Source organism: Pseudomonas fluorescens (assembly GCF_018614655.1).
Classification (GTDB): Bacteria; Pseudomonadota; Gammaproteobacteria; order Pseudomonadales; family Pseudomonadaceae; genus Aquipseudomonas; species Aquipseudomonas fluorescens_BX.
This window is the reverse complement of the sequence record NZ_JAGGOG010000014.1, coordinates 333,888-349,438: the sequence shown is the minus strand read 5'-3', so window position 1 is coordinate 349,438 and position 15,551 is coordinate 333,888. Positions and strand designations below refer to the sequence as shown.

The 15,551-nt window shown below is 58.3% G+C and carries 13 protein-coding genes; 8 read left to right on the top strand and 5 right to left on the bottom strand.

The window, feature by feature from the left end; all coding sequences use genetic code 11:
* Nucleotides 1-16: 16 nt before the first annotated feature.
* Nucleotides 17-835: a posphoenolpyruvate synthetase regulatory kinase/phosphorylase PpsR gene (gene ppsR / locus J7E41_RS15500; protein WP_010176424.1), complete on the bottom strand. Its 819-nt coding sequence runs from the start codon at nucleotides 833-835 to the stop codon at nucleotides 17-19.
* 178 nt (nucleotides 836-1,013) lie between these two features.
* On the opposite strand from ppsR, the gene ppsA reads away from it, so the two are divergent.
* The 8 genes from ppsA to J7E41_RS15460 all read left to right on the top strand — a co-directional run bounded on the left by ppsA (nucleotide 1,014) and on the right by J7E41_RS15460 (nucleotide 9,165).
* Nucleotides 1,014-3,389: a phosphoenolpyruvate synthase gene (gene ppsA, locus J7E41_RS15495; protein WP_214994104.1), complete on the top strand. Its 2,376-nt coding sequence runs from the start codon at nucleotides 1,014-1,016 to the stop codon at nucleotides 3,387-3,389.
* 107 nt (nucleotides 3,390-3,496) lie between these two features.
* Nucleotides 3,497-4,486, top strand: coding sequence for an alpha/beta fold hydrolase (locus tag J7E41_RS15490; RefSeq protein WP_214994101.1), 990 nt, complete (start codon nucleotides 3,497-3,499; stop codon nucleotides 4,484-4,486).
* Between the two features lie 244 nt (nucleotides 4,487-4,730).
* Nucleotides 4,731-5,222 (top strand): ribonuclease E activity regulator RraA, encoded by a 492-nt coding sequence (gene rraA, locus J7E41_RS15485; RefSeq protein ID WP_214994099.1) that lies wholly within the window; start codon nucleotides 4,731-4,733, stop codon nucleotides 5,220-5,222.
* 25 nt (nucleotides 5,223-5,247) lie between these two features.
* Entirely contained in the window at nucleotides 5,248-6,243 is a 996-nt protein-coding gene (locus J7E41_RS15480; protein ID WP_214994097.1) for a zinc transporter ZntB, read from the top strand.
* A gap of 86 nt (nucleotides 6,244-6,329) precedes the next feature.
* On the top strand, nucleotides 6,330-6,575 hold the full coding sequence (locus J7E41_RS15475; protein WP_029298275.1) for a hypothetical protein: 246 nt from the start codon (nucleotides 6,330-6,332) through the stop codon (nucleotides 6,573-6,575).
* Nucleotides 6,576-6,577: 2 nt separating this feature from the next.
* Nucleotides 6,578-7,402 carry a mechanosensitive ion channel family protein gene (locus tag J7E41_RS15470; protein WP_155583084.1) on the top strand — a complete coding sequence of 275 codons (825 nt, stop codon included), beginning with the start codon at nucleotides 6,578-6,580 and terminating at the stop codon, nucleotides 7,400-7,402.
* Nucleotides 7,403-7,489: 87 nt separating this feature from the next.
* Complete coding sequence (sigX, locus tag J7E41_RS15465; protein WP_064453626.1) at nucleotides 7,490-8,080, top strand: RNA polymerase sigma factor SigX; 591 nt, start codon at nucleotides 7,490-7,492, stop codon at nucleotides 8,078-8,080.
* Nucleotides 8,081-8,187: 107 nt separating this feature from the next.
* Nucleotides 8,188-9,165 carry an OmpA family protein gene (locus tag J7E41_RS15460; protein WP_214994095.1) on the top strand — a complete coding sequence of 326 codons (978 nt, stop codon included), beginning with the start codon at nucleotides 8,188-8,190 and terminating at the stop codon, nucleotides 9,163-9,165.
* Nucleotides 9,166-9,225: 60 nt separating this feature from the next.
* Here the strand turns inward: J7E41_RS15460 and cobA are convergent, their stop codons facing one another.
* Genes cobA through nirB form a run of 4 tightly spaced genes read right to left on the bottom strand, consistent with a single transcriptional unit; the run spans nucleotide 9,226 to nucleotide 15,462 of the window.
* The gene (gene cobA, locus J7E41_RS15455; protein WP_214994093.1) at nucleotides 9,226-9,969 is read right to left on the bottom strand and encodes a uroporphyrinogen-III C-methyltransferase; all 744 of its coding nucleotides are present in this window, start codon (nucleotides 9,967-9,969) and stop codon (nucleotides 9,226-9,228) included.
* 11 nt (nucleotides 9,970-9,980) lie between these two features.
* Nucleotides 9,981-12,695: a nitrate reductase gene (locus J7E41_RS15450; protein ID WP_214994091.1), complete on the bottom strand. Its 2,715-nt coding sequence runs from the start codon at nucleotides 12,693-12,695 to the stop codon at nucleotides 9,981-9,983.
* Nucleotides 12,695-13,012: a nitrite reductase small subunit NirD gene (gene nirD, locus J7E41_RS15445; protein WP_032863380.1), complete on the bottom strand. Its 318-nt coding sequence runs from the start codon at nucleotides 13,010-13,012 to the stop codon at nucleotides 12,695-12,697. Before nirD ends, J7E41_RS15450 begins: the two co-directional genes overlap by 1 nt.
* Nucleotides 13,009-15,462 (bottom strand): nitrite reductase large subunit NirB, encoded by a 2,454-nt coding sequence (nirB, locus tag J7E41_RS15440; protein ID WP_214994089.1) that lies wholly within the window; start codon nucleotides 15,460-15,462, stop codon nucleotides 13,009-13,011. Before nirB ends, nirD begins: the two co-directional genes overlap by 4 nt.
* Between the last annotated feature and the right edge of the window lie 89 nt (nucleotides 15,463-15,551).

The window sequence follows — 15,551 nt, the reverse complement described above, 5'->3', positions numbered from 1 at the left end:
CCCCCTCGGCACAGGGTTACTTGAAGCGCCGCTCGACACCTTTCTCCACCAGAATCTTCGCCGAAATCTCTTCCACTGAGAAATGCGTGGAATTGATGTGCGCAATATTCTCGCGACGGAACAGATTTTCCACTTCCCGCACTTCAAACTCACACTGGGCATAGCTGGAGTAGCGGCTGTTGGGTTTGCGTTCGTTGCGAATGGCGGTGAGGCGGTCCGGGTCGATAGTCAGACCGAACAGCTTGTGCTGGTGGGCGCGCAGGGCGGCCGGCAGCGTCAGGTGCTCCATGTCGTCTTCGGTCAGCGGGTAGTTGGCCGCGCGAATGCCGAATTGCATGGCCATATAAAGGCAGGTCGGGGTCTTGCCGCAGCGGGACACACCGACCAGGATCAGGTCGGCCTTGTCGTAGTAGTGGGTGCGGGCACCGTCGTCATTGTCCAGGGCGAAGTTCACCGCCTCGATCCGCTCCATATAGTTGGAGTTGTGACCAATGGAATGGGACTTGCCTACCGAGTAGGAGGAATGTTCACTCAACTCCTGTTCCAGGGGCGCCAGGAAGGTAGAGAAGATGTCGATCATGAAACCATTCGAAGTTGCGAGGATCTCACGAATGTCCTGATTGACGATGGTGTCGAAAATGATCGGACGAAAACCGTCTTTTTCGGCGGCCAGATTGATTTGTTGTACCATGGCTCGCGCTTTATCCACGCTATCGATATAGGGTCGCGTGAATTTGCTGAAGGTAATGTTTTCGAACTGCGCCAACAGGCTTTGACCCAGGGTTTCGGCAGTAATGCCGGTGCCATCGGAGATAAAGAAAGCAGATCGTTTCATTTGAGCCTTGGGCCTTAAGCTGATGACGAATCTTGGATATGATAGGCGCGATTTTGCCGTCCCGCAGTGGGCCGCATTCTCACTTATTTTCCAGGTCCAGGCCACAAGCGCAGGTGTTTGCTCCTAATGAGCGGCCAGCGTCCTGAGCTTTTCCAACATAGTTAGTGGAGAGATCACCTTGGTAGAGTACGTAGTTTCCCTCGATAAGCTCGGCGTCCATGATGTAGAGCATGTGGGGGGCAAGAACGCATCCCTGGGCGAGATGATCAGTAATCTTGCGGGCGCAGGTGTCTCGGTGCCCGGTGGCTTCGCCACTACGGCCCAGGCTTACCGTGATTTCCTCGAGTTGAGCGGCCTCAACGATCAGATTCACGCGGCCCTCGATGCGCTGGACGTCGATGACGTCAATGCCCTGGCCAGGACTGGCGCCCAGATCCGTCAATGGATCATGGAAGCCGAGTTCCCTGAGAAGCTCAATGCCGAGATCCGCACCGCGTTCGCCACGCTGTCGGCCGGTAACCCGGACATGGCTGTCGCCGTGCGTTCCTCGGCTACCGCCGAAGACCTGCCAGACGCCTCATTTGCCGGCCAGCAAGAGACCTTCCTGAACATTCGCGGTGTGGAAAACGTCATCCGCGCGGCCAAGGAAGTGTTTGCCTCCCTCTTTAATGACCGTGCCATTTCCTACCGTGTACACCAGGGTTTCGACCACAAGCTGGTGGCCCTGTCTGCCGGTGTGCAGCGTATGGTGCGTTCGGAAACGGGTACCGCCGGCGTCATGTTCACCCTGGACACCGAATCGGGCTTCCGTGACGTGGTGTTCATCACTGGCGCCTACGGTCTCGGGGAAACCGTCGTACAAGGCGCGGTCAACCCAGACGAATTCTACGTCCACAAGCACACCCTTGAGGCCGGCCGTCCGGCTATCCTGCGCCGCAACCTGGGCAGCAAGGCCATCAAGATGATCTACGGCGACGAGGCCAAGGCCGGTCGTTCGGTGAAAACCGTTGATGTCGACAAGGCTGAACGCGCGCGTTTCTGCCTGTCAGACGCTGAAGTCAGCGAACTGGCCAAACAAGCGATGATCATCGAGAAGCACTACAAGTGCCCGATGGACATCGAATGGGCCAAAGACGGCGACGACGGCAAGCTGTACATCGTTCAGGCCCGCCCTGAAACCGTGAAGAGCCGCACTTCGGCCAATGTCATGGAACGTTACCTGTTGAAGGAAACCGGCACCGTGCTGGTGGAAGGCCGTGCCATCGGCCAGCGCATCGGCGCTGGCAAGGTGCGGATCATCAAGGACGTGTCCGAGATGGACAAGGTTCAGCCAGGTGACGTGCTGGTCTCCGACATGACTGACCCGGATTGGGAACCGGTCATGAAGCGCGCTAGCGCCATCGTCACCAACCGTGGCGGGCGTACCTGCCACGCGGCAATCATTGCGCGCGAGTTGGGGATTCCTGCTGTGGTCGGTTGCGGCAACGCCACCCAGTTGTTGAAAGACGGCCAGGGCGTGACCGTTTCCTGCGCCGAAGGCGACACCGGTTTTATCTTTGAAGGTGAGCTGGGCTTCGACATCAAGCAAAACTCCATCGACGCCATGCCGGACCTGCCGTTCAAGATCATGATGAACGTCGGTAACCCTGACCGCGCCTTCGACTTCGCCCAGTTGCCGAACGCTGGCGTGGGCTTGGCCCGCCTGGAGTTCATCATCAACCGGATGATCGGCGTGCACCCCAAGGCGCTGTTGAACTACGACGGCCTGCCGCTGGATATCAAGGAAAGCGTCGACAAGCGCATCGCCGGCTACAACGACCCGGTGGGCTTCTACGTCGAGAAGCTGGTGGAAGGCATCAGTACCCTGGCGGCAGCGTTCTACCCGAAAAAAGTCATCGTGCGCCTGTCGGACTTCAAGTCCAACGAATACGCCAACCTGATCGGCGGCAAACTCTACGAGCCGGAAGAAGAAAACCCGATGCTGGGCTTCCGTGGTGCCTCGCGTTACATCAGCGAAGCCTTCCGTGACTGCTTCGAGCTGGAATGCCGTGCCCTCAAGCGCGTGCGCAACGAGATGGGCCTGACCAACGTCGAAATCATGGTGCCGTTCGTACGCACCTTGGGCGAGGCAAGCCAGGTCGTTGACCTGCTGGCCGAAAACGGTCTGTCCCGTGGCGAGAACGGTCTGCGCGTCATCATGATGTGCGAACTGCCGTCCAACGCGATCCTGGCCGAAGAGTTCCTGGAGTTCTTCGACGGCTTCTCCATCGGCTCCAACGACCTGACCCAACTGACCCTGGGCCTGGACCGCGACTCGGGGATCATCGCCCATCTGTTCGACGAGCGTAATCCTGCGGTCAAGAAGCTGCTGGCCAATGCCATTCAGGCTTGCAACAAGGCCGGCAAGTACATCGGTATCTGTGGCCAAGGCCCTTCCGATCACCCGGACCTGGCCAAATGGCTGATGGAACAGGGCATCGAAAGCGTCTCGCTGAACCCTGATTCCGTGCTGGAAACCTGGTTCTTCCTGGCGGAAGGTCAAGCGCCAGCGTAGGTAGTAACATCAAAAGTGCCGGTCAACCGTTACGGTTGGCCGGCATTTCTCATTCTGTACAGGGCGGAACTCCATCCGGACGCCGCCCTTTTTTGTGCAAGAGCATTATGCAGAGCAGCAGCAACCTGTTTCCCGTCGCCTTGATCAGCGCTGAGCGTCGTGGCGACCTGAGTGAAGATGTTTACCGGCTCAAGCCCGGCAACAGCCCTGATGGCACCGTCGAGTTGGCCGTGACCCGTCTGGGGTCGGCCAATGTCCCGGAAAACCGCGGCGTGCCGGTGGTGCTATTGCATGGCAGCTTCTCCAACCGACGGTTTTGGTACTCGCCCAAGGGGACCGGCCTGGGCGCCTGTCTGGCGCGGCAAGGGTTCGACGTGTGGATCCCGGAAATGCGTGGCCATGGCTTGTCCCGGCGTAACCAGGACTACGCTAAAAACCGTGTCGCTGACTATGCTCGTTACGATTTGCCGGCCATTGCCGCGTTTGTTCGTGAACAGAGTGGGCAGATTCCCCACTGGATAGGTCATTCCCTGGGAGGGATTACCCTGGCAGCCGCATTGGGTGGTCAGTACCTGGGCGCTCCGGTGGTGGCGTCGGTAGCCTTGTTCGGTTGCCAGGTCAGCCGAACCTGGTGGCCATTGAAGATTCCGCCGGTGGCGTGGGGTGGTCGATTTATCTTGAAACGTTTTTCTCAGTTGTCCGGTTCCAGGCTCAAGCGAGGTCCGGAAGATGAACCTATCGGCCTGGCCCTGGAAGCCATGCGTTGGCACGGCTTGTTCGGGCGCTTTGGCGACGCCGAAGGTGATTGGTGGAAGGGGTTGGCTGAGGTGGATGTGCCGATTCTGGCGGTGAGCGCCGCCGGCGATCATCAGGATCCGGATTGGGCCTGCCGCAAGCTGTTCGAGCAAATCGGCTCCGAGCACCGTCAGTATCTGTGCCTGGGGCGCAAGCATGGGTTTTCCGGTGATTTCGGGCATGTGGAGATGCTGGTCAGCAAAGCCGCCCAGGTCGAAGTATGGCCGTTGGTGCAGCGCTGGTTGAAGGATCCGCTGACACCTTTGATGGGGAATCAGCCTCAGGTGCTCGCGGCGATTTGAGGGGAGGGCTCTAACAAGGGCGTTTCGCTTGCTTGTGGTTGCGGCTAAGATATGACGCGTCGGGCTGTTCTGGTCATATTCAGTCGCGTAGTAGCTATTGCGTTGCGCTCGAGTGAGTCTGATCATTGCCGGCCACAACGAACGAGCCTTAAAGAACCGTCGTTGCGATGCGTTTCCCTGAGTTAAAGAGCTGATGTAAACAGTGGGTTGTTCGACACCTTCTTTCACCTGCAGGAGTTTCCCGATGAACCATTACGTTACCCCCGATCTGTGTGATGCCTACCCGGAACTGGTGCAGGTGGTTGAGCCGATGTTCAGTAATTTCGGTGGCCGGGACTCCTTTGGTGGCGAGATCGTCACCATCAAGTGCTTCGAAGACAACTCACGGGTTAAAGAACAAGCCGAGCTCAACGGCACCGGCAAGGTGCTGGTGGTCGACGGTGGCGGTTCCCTGCGCAGAGCCTTGCTGGGCGACATGATCGCCGAGAAAGCCGCGAAAAATGGCTGGGAAGGGCTGGTGATCTACGGTTGCATCCGTGATGTCGACGTCATTGCCCAAACCGACCTTGGGGTGCAGGCCCTGGCCAGTCACCCGATGAAGACCGACAGACGTGGCGTTGGCGATTTGAACGTGACGGTAACCTTTGCCGGCGTGACATTCCGCCCGGGTGAGTATGTTTACGCCGACAATAACGGTGTGATTGTCTCCCCCAGCCCACTGAAAATGCCCGAATAAACAGCAGTAGCCGACAGGGGTGAGGATGTTCGAGGAAGAAAACGCGCAATGGGGGCTGGTGCATGCCCTGGTGCTGGATGGCAAAGGCGGTGCGCGTTCGATTGCCCGGACTGAGCTTGATGAGCTGCACCTGCAGCCGCAGGAAAGCCTGTGGCTGCATTGGGATCGCAGCCATCCCCAGACCCAGACCTGGCTGCGCAAATCCAGCGGCCTGAGCGAGTTTGCTTGTGACTTGCTGCTGGAAGAGAACACTCGCCCGCGTCTGTTGCCACTGCCGGACGCAGAGCTGTTGCTGTTCTTGCGCGGAATCAACCTGAACCCCGGGGCCGAGCCGGAAGACATGGTGTCGGTGCGCATTTTTGCCTCGGCTTCGCGGGTCATCTCCCTGCGTTTGCGGCCATTGCGCGCCACCGATGAGCTGCTGGTGCAATTGGCGGATGGCAAAGGGCCTAAAACCGCGTCAGAACTTATCCTTTATATGGCGCAGTACCTGACCAACAAGGTTCAGGATCTGGTCAGCGATCTTTCTGAAATCGTCGATGCCGAAGAAGAAAAACTGGATGCCGACGAACGGTATACCCCGGAGCATGGCAGCATCTTGCAGATCCGTCGTAGGGCGGCGGGGTTGAAGCGCTTCTTGTCACCCCAGCGGGATATCTTCGGCCAGTTGACCCGGATCAAATTGCCGTGGTTCGTCGATGACGATGCTGACTATTGGAATGAATTGAACAACAGCCTGACCCGTTATCTGGAAGAGCTGGAATTGACCCGAGAGCGCGTGGGGCTTGTGCTTGAGGCCGAAGACCGGCGCTTGAGCGTGCGCATGAACCGCACCATGTACCGCTTCGGGATCATCACCGGGATCTTCCTGCCAATGAGTTTCCTGACGGGATTGCTGGGCATCAATGTGGGGGGGATTCCGTTCTCTTCCAGCCCTTACGGGTTCTTGATTGCCTGCCTGATGATGGTCTCGGTGGCGCTGGGACAATGGTGGTTGTTTCGACGGTTACGCTGGGTTTGACCTGAATATGACCTGAACGTAGGAAGAGGTCATGTGACCTGAAGAATTTTACCCTCGTCTTTTAAAATACTTGCGAGAGGTCCCTTATGCACGATCCGTTCGAACAGTCTTTGCGTGACATGCTTAATGCCTCGCCGTCCAACCGGGACGACGATGCTTGCCTGGGTCGCGTACTGAAAACCGCCAACCGTCAGGTCGGGGCGGGAGATCTGTTCGGTTTGCTCGGTCGTTGGCTGCCGGCGTTGATGATGGCCCTGAACAATGGTTCGGCCCATGTATCCCCGGTTTCCCGTCGTAAACCTATTGCTCGCACTGCTGATAAGGCTGATTGAATATGGAACTTGATCTCTGGACGCAGAGTCTGGTAACTGCAATGACTGCACTGTGGACCAAGGTGGCGAATTTCATTCCCAACCTGTTTGGCGCTCTGGTGGTGGTCCTGCTAGGGTTTGTCGTGGCCAAGCTACTCGACACCCTGCTGTCCAAGTTGCTGGCCAAATTAGGCCTTGATCGCTTGATGGGAGGCACCGGTCTTACCAAGTTGCTGGGCCGGGCCGGGCTGCAAGTACCGATCTCCACACTGATCGGAAAGATTGTTTATTGGTTCGTTTTGCTGATTTTTTTGGTTTCTGCAGCCGAATCACTTGGACTTGAGCGAGTTTCAGCTACTCTCGACATGTTGGCGCTGTATTTGCCGAAGGTATTCGGCGGCGCGCTGGTGTTGCTGGTAGGGGTTTTGCTGGCGCAACTGGCCAATGGGCTGGTGCGAGGCGCAGCTGAAGGAGTGGGGCTGGATTACGCCAGCGGTCTGGGGCGAATCGCTCAGGGGCTGGTGATCATCATCAGTATTTCGGTCGCGATCAGCCAGTTGGAGGTCAAGACTGACCTCCTGAACCATGTGATTGTGATTGTTTTGATTACCGTTGGTCTGGCTGTTGCGCTGGCCATGGGGTTGGGAAGCCGGGATATTGCCGGTCAGATTCTTGCGGGAATCTATGTGCGTGAGTTGTACCAGGTTGGGCAACACGTGCGTGTGGGCGAGGTCGAAGGGCAGATCGAAGAGATCGGCACGGTCAAGACGACAGTGCTGACCGATGATGGCGAACTGGTTTCGCTGTCCAATCGGATTCTGCTGGAACAGCATGTGAGTAGCCGCTAATCCGGCAAACCCTGCTAATGTACGCCGCCGCAATCCTGGGTAACCAGACTGTGGCGGACATTGACCTGACTGTCGGCACGACTTGTTTTGAATAAAGCCCAAACGCTGTCCACGCGCTATGACCCCCGTGAGCTCTCTGATGAGGAGTTGGTCGCGCGCTCGCACACGGAGCTGTTTCACGTAACACGTGCGTACGAAGAATTGATGCGCAGGTATCAACGCACCTTGTTCAACGTTTGTTCAAGATATTTGGGGAACGATCGGGATGCGGATGATGTCTGTCAGGAAGTGATGCTCAAGGTGCTGTACGGCCTGAAGAACTTCGAGGGTAAATCGAAGTTCAAAACCTGGCTATACAGCATCACGTACAATGAGTGCATCACGCAGTATCGGAAGGAACGGCGAAAGCGTCGCTTGATGGATGCTTTGAGTCTGGACCCCCTCGAGGAAGCGTCTGAAGAAAAGGCGCCGACACCTGAGGAGAAGGGCGGACTTGATCGCTGGCTGGTGTATGTGAACCCGATTGACCGGGAAATTCTGGTGCTACGATTTGTCGCAGAACTGGAGTTTCAGGAAATCGCGGATATCATGCATATGGGTTTGAGTGCTACAAAAATGCGTTACAAACGTGCTCTTGATAAATTGCGTGAGAAATTTGCGGGCAGTACTGAAACTTAGTTCGGTGCAAATATCTCTTACGTGTAGGCAAGTTCTGTTAGACTTGTCGCCGAGTTGTCCCCCGGTATGTGGGACTGCTTTACAATCACCAGATGGGGATTTAACGGATGAAACTGAAAAACACCTTGGGCTTGGCCATTGGTTCTCTTATTGCCGCTACTTCTTTCGGCGTTCTGGCACAAGGCCAAGGCGCAGTTGAAGGCGAGCTGTTCTACAAGAAGCAGTACAACGATAGCGTCAAAAATATCGAAGACGGCTTCAACCCAGGCGCTCGCATTGGTTATTTCCTGACCGACGACCTCGAGCTGAACCTCAGCTACGACAAGACCAACCACACCCGTTCGAACAACGGTACTGGTAATCAGAAGATCGGTGGCGATACTGGCAGCCTGACTGCTCAATATCACTTTGGTCAGGCTGGCGTTGACTCCCTGCGTCCATACGTAGAAGGTGGTTTCGGTCACCAGAGCCGTAGCAACGTAGAAGCTGACGGTCACAAAGGTCGTGATCAAACGACCCTGGCTATCATCGGTACTGGCGTGAAGTACTACTTCACCAACAACCTGTACGCTCGTGCTGGTGTTGAAGCTGACTACGGTCTCGACAACGGTAAGTGGGACTACGCTGCACTGGTTGGTCTGGGCGTAAACTTCGGCGGTAACGCCGGCGCAGTAGCACCAGCTCCTGCCCCAGCTCCAGAGCCAGTTCCAGAGCCAGAAGCTCCGGTTGCTCAGGTTGTTCGTGTTGAGTTGGACGTTAAGTTCGACTTCGACAAGTCGGTTGTTAAGCCTAACAGCTACGGCGACGTGAAAAACCTGGCCGACTTCATGGCTCAGTACCCAGCTACCAACGTAGAAGTTGCTGGTCACACTGACTCCATCGGTCCAGACGCCTACAACCAGAAGCTGTCCCAGCGTCGTGCTGACGCTGTTAAACAAGTCCTGGTCAAGGACGGTGTTGACGCTAGCCGTGTGACTTCGGTTGGTTACGGCGAATCCCGCCCAGTTGCTGATAACGCAACTGAAGCAGGTCGTGCTGTTAACCGTCGCGTAGAAGCATCGGTTGAAGCTCAAGCAGCTCAGTAATTACTGAGTTGTAGAAAAAAGCCCGGCTTAGGCCGGGCTTTTTTTCGCCTGGAGTTTGCCTCAGGCGGTTTCCATTGCCCGTGTTTGCACCGCCTGCGCCATTGCAGCAACGTGTCCAATCACCAGGATTGCCGGGCTCTTCAAGGCAAAGTCCCGCGCATCGTCCTCCATGCCGGAAAGGTCGCTGCGACACTCCCGTTGCTCAGGTAATGACGCATTTTCAATCATGGCCACCGGCATATCAGCGGCCATGCCCGCCTCCAGTAACTGTTGCCGGATCTCTCCCAGCTTCGCCACGCCCATGTAGACCACCAGCGTCGTTCCACCGTCTGCCAGTGCCCGCCAATTGAGAGTGCTGTCGTCTTGAGTGTGGGCGGTCACTAGGGTGACGCCACGACTGATCCCCCGCAACGTCAGCGGTATATCGCAGTTGGTTGCGCCTGAAAGTCCCGCCGTAATGCCATTGACCAGCTCTACCTCGATACCCCGATCCCTCAGCCACAAGGCTTCTTCGCCGCCGCGGCCAAAAATGCAGGGATCACCTCCTTTAAGCCGCACCACACACTTGCCCTGGCGGGCATAGCGCAGCATCAGGCGGTGGATAAAGTTCTGTGGCGTGGAGCGACAACCGCCACGTTTGCCGACGGTCACCACTCGAGCCTCCGGGCAATGCTCAAGCACCGTTGGGTTGACCAAGTCATCAATGAGCACCACATCTGCCTCACGCAGTGCTCTTACCGCTTTGAGGGTCAGCAGTTCCGGATCACCGGGGCCTGCGCCCACCAGCCAGACTTTTGCATTCATGATTATTCCCCTCACAGACTTATCGCAATGGATTGCGGATTGCTGGCCAATAGACGTTTGATTTCCGGTACACAGGAACCGCATTGCGTGCCGCAGCCCAGTTCCTGCTTGAGTCCATTCAGGTCCAGGCCCCGGGCGATGCCTGCGCAGACGGCGCTTTCGCTGACGTTCTTGCAGTTGCACAAGGTCTTGTTGTTGGTCGTTCCTGCGGCGTTGCCCGGCGGTGCGCTCAACGGCGCCAAGAGCCAGCGGCGTAGTTGTTCGTCGGTGCGGCCTTCCAGCCACAGGCTTTGCAACCAGTGGCGGGCGAGGGTTTCTCCTGCCAGGCGGACGGCGGTGATACGACCCTTCTCAATTTTCACGCGCTTGCCGATGGAGCGGCGGGGATCGTCATAGGCCATGACCGGGCCATCATTGAGTCCCAGTAACTGGTCGATGCGCTGGAGCACTTGCAAGTCAGGCGCTTCGCCATGGGCCGCGCGAATCAACAACGCTGGCCGTTCACGCCCAGCCAGGCTCAAGCTGACGTAGGCAAAGCCCTCGCACAGCGGTCGCAATGCTTCAAAATGCTGCTGCACATCGCCCTCAATCAATGCGAACAATTGCCAGGGCAATTGCACCGCTTCCAGGCGTACGCCGCTGTGCTTGAGTTCTGGCTGTTTCGACAAGGGATCGAACGCCGGTTGGGTGAGGGCATTGACGCCGCCCTTGAGGAAGCGATCGCCCCAGTGCATGGGCAGAAATGCCTGGCCGGGTCGCACGCTGTCGTCGCTGGACACCGCCACAATCACACTGCCGCGACGGCTTTTCAGGCTGACCAGATCGCCCTCTTTGAAGCGATGGCGCCGCAGTTCATCCGGGTGCAGGCCCAACAAGGCTTCGCTGACATGGCCAAATAGTTGCGCAGCGGTGCCTGTGCGGCTCATACCGTGCCATTGGTCCCTCAGGCGGCCGGTGATGAGGGTCAGGGGGAAGCGCGCGTCCCGTTGTTCCTTGGCGGCCCGGTAGGGGTCGGCAATAAAACGTGCGCGCCCATTCTCGGTAGGAAAGACGCCGTCGGTATACAGCCGCGCGGTACCTGTCTGCGCGTTGGACGGAAAAGGCCATTGCTGCGGGCCGATTCGGTCGAGTAAGGCGTGACTGATACCCGACAGGTCCAAGTCGCGCTCGCAGGTCAGCATCTTGTACTCATCGAAGATCTGCGCCGGGTGCTCAAAGGCGAATAAGCTCGTCAATCCAGGCCGCAGCCGTCGCTCCAGACGCTGGGCGAAATCCACGGTGATCGCCCAGTCAGGCCGCGCCTCTCCCGGTGGGACGATGGCGCGGCGCACGTGGGAAATACGTCGCTCGGAGTTGGTGACGGTGCCTTCTTTCTCGCCCCAACTGGCGGCCGGCAACAACAAGTCGGCGAAGGCGGCGGTTTCGGTGGTGCGAAAGGCTTCCTGCAACACGACGAAGGGGCACGCTGCCAAGGCTTGGCGGACGGCATTCTGGTCCGGCAGTGATTGCGCGGGGTTGGTGCAAGCGATCCACAGCGCCTTGATCTTGCCAGCCTGAATTTGCTCGAAGAGTTCGATGGCGGTCAGCCCGGTATTGGCCGGCAGTTGTTCGACGCCCCAATAGGCGGCCACTTGCGCTCTATGTTCCGGGTTGGCCGCCTCACGGTGACCAGGCAGCAGATTCGACAAGCTGCCGGTTTCCCGACCACCCATGGCATTCGGCTGGCCGGTCAGGGAAAACGGCCCGCAGCCCGGCCGGCCCAGGGTGCCGGTGGCCAAGTGTAGATTGATCAATGCGCTGTTCTTCGAGCTGCCGGCGGTGGACTGGTTGAGCCCCATGCACCACAGCGACAGAAAACTGGGTGACGTACCAATCCATTGCGCGCACTGGCGCAGTTGCTCGACGTTGATCCCGCACAGTTGCGACACCATTTGCGGGGTGTAGTCGTGCACCAGCTTTTTCAGCTCGGCCAAACCCTCGGTATGACCCTGGATAAAGTCGCGATCGATCCAGTCTTCCCACAGCAACAGGTGCAAAATCCCATGAAACAAGGCGACGTCTGTACCCGGCAGGATCGCCAAATGCAGGTCTGCCAAATCGCAGGTGTCGGTGCGCCTTGGATCAACCACGATCACTTTCATCTGCGGGCGACGAGCTTTGGCTTCCTCCAGGCGTCGGAACAACACCGGATGGGCGTAGGCCATGTTGCTGCCGACGATCAGCACACAGTCGCTCGACTCCAGGTCTTCATAGCTGCACGGCGGCGCATCCGCCCCCAAGCTGCGCTTGTAACCCACTACGGCCGATGACATGCAGAGCCTGGAGTTGCTGTCGATATTGTTGGTGCCCACCAGTGCACGGGCCAGCTTGTTGAAGCTGTAGTAGTCCTCGGTCAGCAGTTGTCCGGAGATGTAGAAGGCCACGCTGTCCGGCCCATGTTCGGCAATGGTGTCGGCGAACACGTTGGCGGCGTGTTCCAGTGCGGTATCCCAATCGGTGCGGCTGCGGGCCAGGGTCTTGCCTAGCCGCAGTTCCGGGTACAACGCCCGTGCAGTGATGTCTCCGGTCAGGTGCAGACTGGAACCCTTGCTGCACAGTTTGCCGAAGTTGGCTGGGTGCGTTGGATCACCGCTGACACCGAGAATCCGCTCGCCGTCATGCTCAATCAGTACGCCGCAACCCACCCCGCAGTAGCAGCAGGTCGAGGCGGTGGTCTGGCGGTTCATCAACCGGCGTCCCGCAGGGCCAGCATGACTCGACCGTTTTCAACCCGGGCGTGATGATGGTGAGCGCAACCGATATCCGGTGCCTGGGCTTCACCGGAGGCCAGGTCGATCTGCCAGTTATGCAATGGGCAGGCAACTCGCTTGCCGTAGATCAAACCTTGGGACAACGGCCCACCCTTGTGGGGGCAGCGGTCATCCAGGGCAAACACTTCGTCGTCACTGGTACGGAAAATCGCGATCTCGCCTTTAGGTCCGCTGATGATGCGCGAGCCGAGGGCATTGATTTCATCCAGCGCACAGATATCCAGCCAGTTCATACCGTTACCTCCAGCTGTTTGACGGGGATGGTGTCGAACTCCTTTTTCAACTGTGGCTGCTCCAGGCGTTCCTTCCACGGGTCCTGTTCGAACGACAGGGAGAATTGCAGGCGGTCGTTGAGGGCCCGACGGCGTTCTGGATCTTCCAGTACGGCTTTCTTGATGTGCTCCATGCCCACCCGTTGCAGGTAGTGCACGGTGCGCTCCAGGTAGAAGGCCTCTTCCCGGTAAAGCTGTAGGAAAGCGCCGTTGTATTCGCGCACTTCTTCAGCGGTTTTCAGCTTGACGAAGAACTCGGCGACCTCGGTCTTGATCCCGCCGTTGCCGCCGATGTACATCTCCCAGCCGGAATCGACGCCGATGATTCCCACGTCCTTGATCCCTGCTTCCGAGCAATTACGCGGGCAACCTGAGACCGCCAGCTTGACCTTGTGGGGCGACCACATGTTGAACAAGTCATGTTCCAGTTCGATGCCCAGTTGCGTGGAGTTCTGCGTGCCAAAACGGCAGAACTCGCTGCCCACGCAGGTCTTCACGGTGCGGATGGATTTACCGTAGGCATGGCCGGAGGGCATGTCGAGATCCTTCCAGACACCCGGAAGGTCCTGTTTCTTGATCCCCAGCAAGTCGATGCGTTGCCCGCCGGTGACCTTGACCATGGGCACGTTGTACTTGTCTGCCACATCCGCAATACGGCGCAGCTCCGAAGGATTGGTCACACCCCCCCACATCCGTGGGACCACCGAATAGGTGCCATCTTTCTGGATGTTGGCGTGGGCCCGCTCGTTGATCAGCCGCGATTGCGGGTCATCCTTGGCTTCGCCGGGCCAGGTGGAAATCAGGTAGTAATTCAATGCCGGGCGGCAGGTGGCGCAGCCATTCGGGGTGCGCCAGTTGAGGTAGCTCATGGTGCCGGCGATGGTCAGTAAATGTTGGTCGCGAATGGCTTGGCGGATCTGCCCGTGGTTGAGGTCGCTGCAACCGCAGATAGCCTTTTCGCTTTTCGGTTTGACGTCAGCAGCACCGCCCACGGTGTTTATCAGGATCTGCTCCACCAGCCCGGCGCAGGAGCCGCAGGAACTGGCGGCCTTGGTGTGTTTCTTGACCTCGTCGACGCTGAACAGGCCCTGTTCCTGAATCGCCTTGACGATGGTGCCCTTGCACACGCCATTGCAGCCGCAGACTTCGGCGCTGTCGGCCATGCTCATGGCCTTGTCCTGGCCCTGATGGCCTACGTCGCCCAAAGCGTTTTCACCAAACATCAAGTGATCGCGGATCTCGCCAATGGCGTGGTTCTCACGGATCTGTCGGAAGTACCAGCCACCGTCGGCGGTGTCGCCGTACAGGCACGCGCCGACGAGGATGTCGTCCTTGATCACCAGTTTCTTGTAGACGCCGCCGATCGGGTCGGAGAGGGTGATGGTTTCAGTGCCTTCGCCGCCCATGAAGTCGCCGGCGGAGAACAGGTCGATACCGGTCACTTTCAGCTTGGTTGAAGTCACCGAGCCTTGATAGCGGGCAAAGCCCAATTGTGCGAGATGATTGGCGCAGACCTTGGCCTGTTCGAACAGCGGCGCGACCAGACCATAGGCGATCCCGCGATGGCTGGCGCATTCGCCGATGGCATAAATGCGCGGATCGTAGGTTTGCAGTGTGTCATTGACCAGAATCCCACGGTTGCACGGGATGCCGGACTTTTCCGCCAGTTCGGTATTGGGACGAATACCGGCGGCCATCACCACCAGGTCGGCGGGGATCACGTCGCCATTCTTGAACTGTACCGAGCCGACGCGACCGTTACCGGCGTCATGCAGGGCCTGGGTCTGTTCGCACAGGCGGAACACCAAGCCACGGCTTTCCAGTTCGGTTTGCAGCAGTTGGCCGCTGGTCTTGTCCAGTTGCCGCTCCAGCAACCACTCACCGATATGCACCACGGTCACGTGCATGCCCCGCAGCATCAGGCCATTGGCGGCTTCCAGGCCGAGCAGGCCGCCGCCGATCACCACCGCGTGCTTGTGAGTCTTGGCGGTATCAATCATGGCCTGTGTGTCGGCGATGTCGCGGTAGCCGATCACGCCCTGCAAGGTGTTGCCGGGAATCGGCAGGATAAACGGCGTCGACCCGGTAGCGATCAGCAGGCGATCGTACTCGGCTTCGCTGCCGTCTTCGGCGATGACTTTACGTTTGACCCGGTCGATCTGCACCACTTTGCGGTTAAGCAGCAGCTTGATGTCGTTGTCCAGATACCAACTCAAGTCGTTGAGCACGATCTCTTCGAACGTCTGCTCGCCGGCCAGCACCGGCGACAGCAGGATGCGGTTGTAGTTGGTGTGGGGCTCGGCGCCAAAGACGGTGATGTCGTATAGCTCGCTGCTGAGCTTGAGCAATTCTTCAAGGGTGCGAACCCCGGCCATGCCGTTGCCGATCATCACCAGTTTGAGTTTCTTCATGTCGTTCTCCGCAGTGGCTCGACAAATCGTGCGCAAACAAAAAAAGGCGTCCCCACTAGTTACCTAGCGAGGACGCCTTTGTCCTGGTC

What these genes read in the sequence shown, in the direction of transcription:
- ppsR (WP_010176424.1), bottom strand. Translation starts at nt 835, where the DNA reads ATGAAACGATCTGCTTTCTTTATCTCCGATGGCACCGGCATTACTGCC.
- J7E41_RS15480 (WP_214994097.1), top strand. Translation starts at nt 5,248, where the DNA reads ATGTTCGAGGAAGAAAACGCGCAATGGGGGCTGGTGCATGCCCTGGTG.
- J7E41_RS15450 (WP_214994091.1), bottom strand. Translation starts at nt 12,695, where the DNA reads ATGAACCGCCAGACCACCGCCTCGACCTGCTGCTACTGCGGGGTGGGT.
- J7E41_RS15475 (WP_029298275.1), top strand. Translation starts at nt 6,330, where the DNA reads ATGCACGATCCGTTCGAACAGTCTTTGCGTGACATGCTTAATGCCTCG.
- nirD (WP_032863380.1), bottom strand. Translation starts at nt 13,012, where the DNA reads ATGAACTGGCTGGATATCTGTGCGCTGGATGAAATCAATGCCCTCGGC.
- cobA (WP_214994093.1), bottom strand. Translation starts at nt 9,969, where the DNA reads ATGAATGCAAAAGTCTGGCTGGTGGGCGCAGGCCCCGGTGATCCGGAA.
- J7E41_RS15490 (WP_214994101.1), top strand. Translation starts at nt 3,497, where the DNA reads ATGCAGAGCAGCAGCAACCTGTTTCCCGTCGCCTTGATCAGCGCTGAG.
- J7E41_RS15470 (WP_155583084.1), top strand. Translation starts at nt 6,578, where the DNA reads ATGGAACTTGATCTCTGGACGCAGAGTCTGGTAACTGCAATGACTGCA.
- rraA (WP_214994099.1), top strand. Translation starts at nt 4,731, where the DNA reads ATGAACCATTACGTTACCCCCGATCTGTGTGATGCCTACCCGGAACTG.
- nirB (WP_214994089.1), bottom strand. Translation starts at nt 15,462, where the DNA reads ATGAAGAAACTCAAACTGGTGATGATCGGCAACGGCATGGCCGGGGTT.
- J7E41_RS15460 (WP_214994095.1), top strand. Translation starts at nt 8,188, where the DNA reads ATGAAACTGAAAAACACCTTGGGCTTGGCCATTGGTTCTCTTATTGCC.